A 9,308-nucleotide genomic window follows, 5' to 3' on the forward strand; every position below is an offset into this window, starting at 1 on the left:
CCGGGGACGCCATGCTTCTCGGCGGTTCGCTGGACGAGCTGTTCCACGATCGAAGTAGTCATGACCGTGATCATGCCGGGACCCACTGACAGCGAGTGAAGGGCAACTCCTGCTCGTCAAAGGGCAGTTGCTCCGATACGGGCCAACGCGCCGGGGGCTCAGGGGCGTGGACGGCGCCTACCAGCGCCCCCGAGCGTCGACAACGTCCGGTGCCGCAGGGCGCTGCGGAAAGTGTGCAGATGGGCGTGGATCTCCGGAGGCCGCAGGAGGGAATCCTCGGCTTGCAGGCTGGGTGCAGCTGACCAGCGACACCCCGAGGGGGGCCTACGACCAGGCGATCTCCGCCGTACGGGCCTCGACCTCGCCGGCCACCTCGACATGGTGCCGATCTGGGTCAGGTGACGGCGTCGTCGACGGTGGGCCTTATGTCGAGGAGGGTGTCCGCGCCGGTGATCTCCAGGATGCGCCGCAGTTGCGGGGCGGGGGCGGCGATCCGCAGGTCGGTGTGGCGGTGGGTGTTCAGCAGCAGGTTGAGGAACGTGGAGTCGGCGAAGGTGACGGCCGAGGCGTCCAGGACCACCCGCTTGTGCTGTGCGGCCGCGGTGTCCAGGGCCTGGGTGAGCCGGCCGATGGAGTCGAGGTCGTAGTCGCCGTGGGCGATGACGACCCAGGCCCCGCCGCGTTCGTACTGAACCACCCCGACCTGTCCCGGGGTGTGTCCGTTGCGCTCTGGAAGCGGTGTGTGACCGCTGTCGGCGGTTGCCATGAGGCAAGTATGCCCAGCCGATGGTCACGCATGGGTTACGCCCTTCCCTGCGCGGTTACCCGGCGGGTGTGAAGGTTGGGAACACAGCCTCAGCGGCCGGGCCCGGCGAGGGGAAGTGCTGTGGCCCGGCCGCTGCACACGGTGTGTCGGCCGCCGGCAATGCCAGTGCATGGGTCACGCGTCGAGCGCCTGCCGCAGCGTTGTGTGGCAGTCGATGACGGCGTCGAGGCCGACGATGCTGAGGGTGCGCATGACGGATGGGCCGACGGCAACGAGACGCAGCCAGCCGTCGCTTGAGCCAAGGTCCTGGTGGGCGGTGATGAGAATGTTGATGCCGCTGGAGTCCATGAACGTGACCTCGCCCATGTCGACCACGATGCGAGGACAGGGAGTGCCCGGGGTGTCCAGGGCCTGGCGCAGCGTGTCGCCGGTGTGGTGGTCGATCTCTCCGGCCAGGGTCAGCACACGAACGCCGTCGGTGGTGGTGGCCGTGACCGACAGCCGGCCGGTCTGCTGTGGATGCTCGGTGCCCGTCTTTTCTCCCTCTGACATGCCGGTGATCCTGACACACTCGAGCGCGTGTGCGCATGGCGCCGAGCATGCTACGAGTGGTGCCGTTGTGTGGCCGATCCGACATCCTCACGAAGGTGTGACCGGCGGTCACACGGGTAGGCGCGCAACTGTTGTTGAACGGGGAATGAATTGGCAGCAGCCATGGAAACAGGCTCGACGCCCGAAAAGGGCGTTGCGCCGGACAGACCAGTGATAGAAACCAACGTTGCCCTGGTCGGCGGCGGTGCGGACATCGCCCAGGCCCGCGACCTGGCAGTCGCATTCCTCGTCCGTGTTCAGGCCGACCATGGGCTGGACGTCTCCCAGCGCGCCGTGGATCTCACTCAGCTGGTGGTCAGTGAGCTGGTCACCAACGCCCGCAAGTACGCCCCCGGTCCGGTCCTGCTGGATCTGCGCATCCTCGGCGATTCAGTGGAGGTCGCGGTGTGGGACTCCGATCCCACCCTGCCGATCGCCCGGGCGGCAGACGCCGGCAGGATCGGCCAGCACGGCCTGGAGATCGTAATGGCCGTGGCCCAAGCCTTTGAAGCCCAGCGCGAGCCGGTCGGTAAACGCATCATCGCCCGCCTCACCCTGGCCGCCCCCTAGCGCACCCGCATCTCATCGAGCTGCAGATCACTGTGGCGTCACGCGCTCTCTGCTCAAGCGGCGTGCCGCGTGGAGAGCCGTGCCGCTGAGGGGTCCGCCGTCCCGGCACGTCAATGCCGACGATGAGGAAACACGGAGCAGTGGTGTTCGGCCATCGGAGTTCCTTAAATCCGCGGATCGGGGTACCCGCGCGCTCAGCAGAGGGCAGCGCGGATCCCAGCGATGTGCGCAGGAACGACGAGGAGGTGATCGCTGTGGCGGACACGCAGTCGCACTACACCGGGGCCGGCCGCACTACCGAACGCTCCGGCCAGGAGCCGGTGGGAGAGCTGGTGCAGCGTGCCTCGCAGCAGCTGACCGAGCTGGTGCGCGGCGAGATGAGGTTGGCCCAGGCGGAGATGAAGGAGAAGGGCAAGCGCTACGGCAAGGGCGGCGGCCTGTTCGGCGGCGCCGGAGTCGTGGGCTTCTTGATGCTGGAGGCGCTCGTCGCCACTGCGATCGCGGCGCTGGCGGTGCCGCTGTCGGTGTGGGCGGCGGCGCTGATCGTCACGGGGGTGCTCGGCGTGATCGCCGCGGTGATGGTCCTGAGCGGAAAGAAGCAGGTGCAGCAGGCGGCGCCGCCTCAGCCCGAGCAGACGATCGAGAACGTGAAGGCCGACGTGGCCGAGATCAAGGGGAGTGCCCACCGATGACCCAGCCGCCGCACGACGAGCCCACCGCCGCCACCCCCGAGGAACTGCGGGAACAGGTCGAACAGACCCGTGCCGAACTCGGGCAGACGGTCGAGGCGCTGGCCGCCAAGACCGACGTCAAGGCGCGTACGCAGGAAAAGGCCGCCGAGGTCAGGCAACAGGCCGCGGCGAAGGCCGCCGAGCTGAAGGAGCAGGGCGCCCACAAAGTGGACGAGATGAAGGCCAAGGCGTCCGGACTGGCGCACCAGGCGCAGGACAAGCTCCCTGCTCCGGTCAAGGACAAGGTGGCCCAGGCCGCGGAGCAGGCAAGCGCCAAGGCCGGTCAGGCGGGACAGCTGTGGCAGGACAAGGCGCCCGAGCCGGTACGGCTGAAGACGGCCCAGGGCGTTCAGATGGCGCGGGACCACCGCAAGGTTCTGCTGGTGGCCGCAGGCGTGGCCGTGCTGGCGTGGGTGGCGTTCCGCGGCCAGGAGTGAACCAAGAAGGCGTTCGCCACGGTCACCGGCGCGCTGTTCGAACGGTCCTGGGGTGAGGTGTGGCTGTGACCGTCCTGCTCGGCGCTCGCTTTGACAAGGTCGAAGCGAGCGCCGACTGCGGCGACGCCATGGTCCCCACCGCGTGTCCGGAACGCGGCCAGGCTGACTACCCACCAGGGGCGGAACGGCCGGCACGACAGCAACCGGCCCCCGCCCCCTCACTCCCTTCCGTCACCCCATCTACTGAAGGCCCCGTCATGTCCGATCAGCATGCTGCCACCGCGCTCACCGCCGCCGCTGTCATCGCCGCGATCCTGATTGCCCGGGCAGCCGTCCTGCACCAAGACCGCCGACGCCACCGGACCGGTTCGGCTGAGCCACGTCAGCACGCGGCATCGCCCACCCCGCACACCGCATCCCACCCGGCCACCGCCCGCATGGAGACCAACAGCGCTGTGCGCGAGGCCGAGGCGCACGTGCGCAGCTGCTGGCAGCATCTCCAGACACCGGGCCGACCCTCCCGCATAGCTCCTTGGTCCAAGACCGACAAGGATGGATCAGGATGAGGCAGTGCGGTGCGTGTTCTCACCCGCCCGCGACGACCTTACGGAGCAGATCTACTCGCTCAAGCGGGAGGTGGTGGAGTTCCGCGACGCCGTCCAGCCCCTCGTGCCCGTCGTCCAGCACGTCACCGCTGCGCACGACGGCTGGCCACAGCAGATGACGCCGTACTTCGGTGACGTCGCCGACCATCTCACCCGCACCGACACCGAAGTCCGCGCTCTGGACGACCTGCTCGGCTCCGTCCTCGACGCCCACCTCGCCAAGGTCGGCACCTGGCAGAACGACGACATGCGCCGCATCAGCGCCTGGGCCGCCATTCTCGCGATCCCCACCATGATCGCCGGCCTCTACGGCATGAACTTCGCTCACATGCCCGAACTCGACTGGCGCTACGGGTATCCCTGCGCACTGGTGGTGATGGCCCTCGGCGCGGGACTGCTGTACCGGGCCTTCCGCCGCAACGGCTGGCTCTGACCGCCGCACCCCTCCCCGCCGCGTGGCCGGCCGCCGACCCAGCCGGCCGCGGCAGCCGAACATCGGCACCGAGGACGACGCCTGCAGCGACCGCTGGCGCTCGCGGGAATCCTCCTTTCACGCCCCGTTCGCGCCCGGTGGCGAACGGTCGTGCACAGGTGGTGCGGCGACTTTCTCCGCTCGATATCGGTGCTCCTCATGGGATTGGTGTGGCGCGTTGGGGGTAGTCCGGTTGTTGGCTCGCGCGGGTGCGCGAGCCGGAGCATGCCCGGGTGAGGGCTGTTCCCGGGCATGAATGAAGGATCGACCAACATGGCAAGCGGCACTGTGAAGTGGTTCAACTCGGAAAAGGGCTACGGCTTCATCGCGCAGGACGACGGGGGCGCGGACGTCTTCGCGCACTACTCCGAGATCCAGGGCAATGGATACCGCGAGCTGACCGAGGGCGAGCACGTCACCTTTGACATCGGTCAGGGGCCGAAGGGCCCACAGGCGCAGAACATCGTCCGCGGCTGAGCGGCCGGACTGGACGGAAACGGTCGAGGCGGCTGTCGTTGCGGCAGTCGCCTCGACTCGTGAGGAAGAAGAGAAAGATCCCGACTCTGCGCACGCCGGAGATCAGCCCCTACGGCCGGTCGGCCGCCGGGCGGCAAGGTGGAGGCGTCTGCCGGTGTCCTCGGTGGACATCAGGCCCACCGCGCGGGCCGTGCATGAGGCGGCCGACGCATGCCCCAGCAGCGCGGACCGACCGATGCCGAGGGTGATCGACCGCGTTTGGACTGCGCGTTTGCGACTCCTCCAGCCTGGGCGCGATGACCGGGGCGTGCGAGCTCACGCGACCGCATCAGCCCCCAGGAATCTGCGTCACGGTGCACGAGGCGCACGTCGACAACAGCCAGACGACTCCAGCCGCGGACGCGCCGCCGGCACAGAAGACGAAAGAGGTAGCGGGTCATGACGGTCACCCCGGAACAACACCCGCACGCAACCGCCGCCTCCGGCCACGCTCAAGGCAGCGATCACGCTGTGGAACAGGACCTTGTTGCCCTGTTCGGCCGGTCAACGGCAGTGTTCGCCTCCCTGGCCGGGCCCGCCCACATGGTGGAGGCCGCCAACGACGCCTTCTTCGCCGCGATCGGCGACGACGAACGGGCGCGCACCGGGCTCCCGCTCGGGCAACTGATCCCCGAACTCGCCAAGCAGGGGTTCATCGCACTGCTGGACCAGGTCTACCGCACCGGCAAGCCCTACATCGGCTATGACGCCCGCATCGTGTGGGGAGAGGACGCCGCCGCACGCGAGGCCTTCTTCGACTTCATCTACGAGCCCCGCCTGGACGCGGCGGGCAATGTCACCGGCGTACGCGTCATCGGAGTGGAGACCACCCAGGTCAAACACGCCCAGCAGCTGACGGCCGAGCACCGGGCTCTGCTGGAGCAGATCGCCCGGCAGGCCCCCCTTGCGGACGTGCTGGACGGCATGGCCCGCGTCATCGAGCGCCTCGCCCCGCACGAGGTCAAGGTCTCCATCCTGCTGGCCGACTCCGACGGCCGGCACCTGCGTCACGGCGCAGCCCCCAGCCTGCCCGACTTCTACAACCAGGCCATCGACGGAATCGCCACCGGCGAGGGCGTCGGCTCCTGCGGCACCGCCGCCCACCGTCGTCGGATCGTCATCGTCAGCGATATCGCGACCGACCCCTTCTGGGACGACTTCCGTGACCTGGCGAACGCCGCTGGAGTGGCAGCCTGCTGGTCGGCGCCGATCCTGGCCCGCGACCGGTCTCTGCTGGGCACCTTCGCGATGTACCACACCGCCCCCCGCATGCCGCAGGAAGCCGATCTCGCGCTGGTCCGGGTCTTCGCCGACACCGCGGCCCTGGCCATCGAACGCCACCGAGCCGAGCAGGCCCGTCGTGCGGCCGAAGCCAAGGAGAAGGCCGCCCGCGACGACCTCGCGTTCCTCCTGCGGGCCAGCACCCGACTGACCTCAGACCTGGACCACACCCAGACCCTGCAGCGCCTGGCCTCTTCCTGCACGCCCACGCTGGCCCCACTGTGCGCGGTCGACGTCATCGACGCCGGCCGTGTGCGCCGTATCGCCACCGCCGCGCCCACAGCCGCACAGGAGGAACTGCTGGCCTCGCACATCCCGGTCTACGACGCCGCCGACGATGCCGTCGCGCGCGTTCTGGCGGCCGGTATCGCCGAGGTCGCCCGCCGCACCCCCACCGGCCCCGGCCCATGGACGGAGCTGGGGGTCACCGGCTACCTGTGCATCCCCCTGCTGGACCGCGGCCGCGCTTTCGGCACCCTGACGCTGCTCTCCACCAGTGAGAACGTCTTCGACGGTCACACCGTCGCGCTCGCCGAAGAAGTCGCCCGCCGCGCCGCCTCCGCCGCGCTCAACGCCCGCCAGTACACCCAGCGCGCCGCTCTCGCCCGCGACCTGCAAGCCGGCCTTCTGCTGCCCGAGGTTCCTGAAGTTCCCGGCGCCGACGTCGCCACGTACTACCACCCCGCCGGCGAGGGACTCGACATCGGCGGCGACTTCTACGACCTCTTCCCCCTGTCGGACGGCCGATGGGCGTTCCTGCTCGGAGACGTCTGCGGACGCGGGGCCATGGCCGCCACCACCACCGCCCTGGTCCGCCACACCGCCCGCGCCGTCGCCCGGTTCCTGCCCGAGCCCGACGGAGTCGTCCGCGCCGTCAACCAGGCCCTCCTCGACCGTCCGGACAGTCACGGCAGCGGCTTCGTCACCCTCGTCTACGGCCACCTCGCTCCTGCCGGCGACAGCGGACTCGACATCGCCCTCGTACGCGCCGGACACACCGTGCCCTTGCACATCGACGGCTCAGGCACCGTCGGCGAAGTGGACGTCCCTGGCTTCCTTCTCGGTATGGAGACCGAGCCCCGCCTGCCCGTCCACCACCTGCACCTCAAGCCCGGCGAGAGCCTCCTGCTCTACACCGACGGCATCACCGAGGCCCGCAACGCGGACCGGCAGCAGTTCGGCGAAGAAGGCCTCATCGACGCCCTGCGCACGCGACACGGAAGGCTGCAGACGGCCCAGACCATCATCGACACAGTGATCACGGCGGTACAGGCCTTCGCAGGCCCGCACGACGGGGACGACGACCAGGCCGCGCTCGCCCTCACCGCCGACCTGCGGTGACCGAAGGAGACCTGAGCTGCACACCCTGGTGATCAGGTGGCCAGACGTCGGATCGCGACCACGGCCGCGTCGTCGCCGAGGTGGTCGTGGACGTGCGCCAGCAGGTCGTTCCGCAGAAGCCGCAGCAATTCACCGGGGTCTTCCTTGGCCCACTGCGGCACCCGTTCGGCCAGGGGATAGAAGAGGCCCCCGCGATCGCGTGCCTCGACGACACCGTCCGTGTAGAGCAGGAGCAGGTCGCCGACCTCGAACGGGAACGTCTGCACGTCGTAGCCGGCCACTCCGAAGGCGCCGCCGAGTCCGATCGGCAGGTGACTGGCCTCGGGCACGAGTGGGGTGAGGCGATCTTTCTGCAGCACCAGCGGTGGTGGATGGCCGCAGGCGATCAGATGCACGACCGGATCGTGATCGGGGATGTCGAGGAGCACGGCGGTGGCGAAGTCCTCGTCGGTGTCCTGCTCCGCCCCCGACCGCCACTGACTGGTGTCCCAGCGGAAGGCGGCGTCCAGGTGGACGGCGAGACGGGGAAGAGTGGCCTGCCGGTGAGCGGCCGCACGGAAGGCGCCCAGCAGCAGGGCGGCATTGTTGATCGCGGCGAGACCGTTGCCGCGTACGTCCCCGATCAGAAGCCGGGTGCTGTGATCGGCGGTTCGCGCCACCGCGTACAGGTCTCCACCCAGAGCGGCTTCCTCCACGGCCGGCAGGTACAGGCCGGCGATGTGCAGCCCGCCCGCGTGCGTGGGCAGGGGACGCAAGAGCACACTCTGCGCCGCCGCGGCCACCGACCGTACGCGATGCAACTGCCGCTCATGCCGGTCCCGCACGACACACGCAGCGACACAGACGGCGGAGACAGCGAAGAGAGCAGCGATCTGCGTCTGGACGTTCGCGGTCGCCAAAGTGCCTCTGAGGATCCCGATGAGCACCTGCGCCGCTACTGCCAGAATCCCCATCACTGCGGTCAGCCGGGCACCGGCGAAGGCCACCGTGATCGCGGGCGCAGCCACCAGCAGCGGCCCGAGGTGGATGTCGGGGGGCGCCAGTACGTCCACCACGCAGACCGTGACGATCAACGCAAGGGGAATCACGACCAAGACGGGTGCGTGACCCGGCCGCCAGCTTCCCCTGAAAACCAGCCGCCGTCCCATGGTCATGGCCCACGCCTTCCACCAAGCCCTAGAGCGATGATGCGCCATTCCGCCAACCAAAGCTCCTCCACGGGCCCCCTGCGATCCTGTGGGTACCCCACTGTGGTGCGATGGGAGGTGTGGATGCACTATGAGGGGGTACGCGCGCCTGGTCGACAGTCGTGTGGGGCTGACCTGGGTGTGGGAGGACTGTCATGGTGTTCACGAGTGCGACGTCTGCGGACGCGCGACCGGCTGATCTGCCGACGATCACCGATCCGTCCCGGGTGGCGCCGCGTGACGCCCGCGCACTGTCGAAGCTGTTCTTCGGGCAATTGGCCGTGTTGGAGGAGGGCACGCCCGCCTACAGCTACGCGCGCAATACCTTGATCGAGATGAACATGTCCTTGGTCCGCTTCGCGGCCGGCCGGTTCCGCAGCCGTGGGCCGGAGGAGATGGAGGACATCGTCCAGGTCGGCATGATCGGCCTGATCAAGGCCATCGACCGGTTCGAACTCTCCCGGGAGGCGGAGTTCACCTCCTTCGCCATCCCCTACATCGTCGGCGAGATGAAGCGGTTCTTCCGCGACACCACCTGGGCCGTCCATGTGCCGCGACGCCTGCAGGAAGCCCGTACGCAGCTCGCCAAGGCGACCGAGGAGCTGAGCAGCCGACTGGGCCGCACCCCGACGGTCAAGGAGCTGTCGGAGCTCATGAGCCTGCCCGAGGAGGAAGTCCGTGAGGCGCGGTTGGCCGCCAACGGCTACAACTCCTCGTCCCTGGACGCCGCCGTCGGAGGAAGCGCCGAGGGGGAAGCGGTACTCCAGGACTTCATCGGCACTGAGGACATGGCGCTGGAACTGGTGGAGGA

The 9,308-nt window shown here is 69.0% G+C and carries 10 protein-coding genes; 7 read left to right on the forward strand and 3 right to left on the reverse strand.

Annotated features, from left to right (window positions below):
- Positions 1 to 394: 394 nt before the first annotated feature.
- Both M8J74_RS40705 and M8J74_RS40710 read right to left on the reverse strand, forming a co-directional pair.
- Positions 395 to 766 carry an STAS domain-containing protein gene (locus M8J74_RS40705; RefSeq protein WP_249841221.1) on the reverse strand — a complete coding sequence of 124 codons (372 nt, stop codon included), beginning with the start codon at positions 764 to 766 and terminating at the stop codon, positions 395 to 397.
- 174 nt (positions 767 to 940) lie between these two features.
- The gene (locus M8J74_RS40710; protein WP_249841222.1) at positions 941 to 1,318 is read right to left on the reverse strand and encodes an STAS domain-containing protein; all 378 of its coding nucleotides are present in this window, start codon (positions 1,316 to 1,318) and stop codon (positions 941 to 943) included.
- 162 nt (positions 1,319 to 1,480) lie between these two features.
- Between M8J74_RS40710 and M8J74_RS40715 the strand changes: the two genes are divergently transcribed.
- From M8J74_RS40715 to M8J74_RS40740, 6 genes are all read left to right on the forward strand, one after another.
- Entirely contained in the window at positions 1,481 to 1,927 is a 447-nt protein-coding gene (locus M8J74_RS40715) for an ATP-binding protein (protein ID WP_249841223.1), read from the forward strand.
- Positions 1,928 to 2,247: 320 nt separating this feature from the next.
- A complete protein-coding gene (locus M8J74_RS40720) occupies positions 2,248 to 2,619 on the forward strand; it encodes a phage holin family protein (RefSeq protein WP_249841228.1) in 372 nt (123 codons plus the stop codon).
- The gene (locus M8J74_RS40725; protein ID WP_249841224.1) at positions 2,616 to 3,095 is read left to right on the forward strand and encodes a DUF3618 domain-containing protein; all 480 of its coding nucleotides are present in this window, start codon (positions 2,616 to 2,618) and stop codon (positions 3,093 to 3,095) included. The genes M8J74_RS40720 and M8J74_RS40725 overlap by 4 nt, the downstream gene beginning before the upstream one ends.
- Before the next feature lie 579 nt (positions 3,096 to 3,674).
- On the forward strand, positions 3,675 to 4,133 hold the full coding sequence (locus tag M8J74_RS40730) for a CorA family divalent cation transporter (protein WP_249841225.1): 459 nt from the start codon (positions 3,675 to 3,677) through the stop codon (positions 4,131 to 4,133).
- 312 nt (positions 4,134 to 4,445) lie between these two features.
- Positions 4,446 to 4,649: a cold-shock protein gene (locus M8J74_RS40735; protein WP_058920781.1), complete on the forward strand. Its 204-nt coding sequence runs from the start codon at positions 4,446 to 4,448 to the stop codon at positions 4,647 to 4,649.
- A 510-nt stretch (positions 4,650 to 5,159) separates the two neighbouring features.
- On the forward strand, positions 5,160 to 7,310 hold the full coding sequence (locus M8J74_RS40740) for a SpoIIE family protein phosphatase (protein WP_249841226.1): 2,151 nt from the start codon (positions 5,160 to 5,162) through the stop codon (positions 7,308 to 7,310).
- 32 nt (positions 7,311 to 7,342) lie between these two features.
- Here the strand turns inward: M8J74_RS40740 and M8J74_RS40745 are convergent, their stop codons facing one another.
- Positions 7,343 to 8,458, reverse strand: a complete 1,116-nt coding sequence (locus tag M8J74_RS40745; RefSeq protein WP_249841229.1) for a PP2C family protein-serine/threonine phosphatase — start codon at positions 8,456 to 8,458, stop codon at positions 7,343 to 7,345.
- 194 nt (positions 8,459 to 8,652) lie between these two features.
- Between M8J74_RS40745 and M8J74_RS40750 the strand changes: the two genes are divergently transcribed.
- Positions 8,653 to 9,308 (forward strand): sigma-70 family RNA polymerase sigma factor (locus M8J74_RS40750; RefSeq protein ID WP_249841227.1); only part of this gene is annotated, 656 nt, incomplete at its 3' end.

It is taken from the genome of Streptomyces panaciradicis (assembly GCF_023516615.1).
In the GTDB taxonomy this organism is placed as follows: domain Bacteria; phylum Actinomycetota; class Actinomycetes; order Streptomycetales; family Streptomycetaceae; genus Streptomyces; species Streptomyces panaciradicis.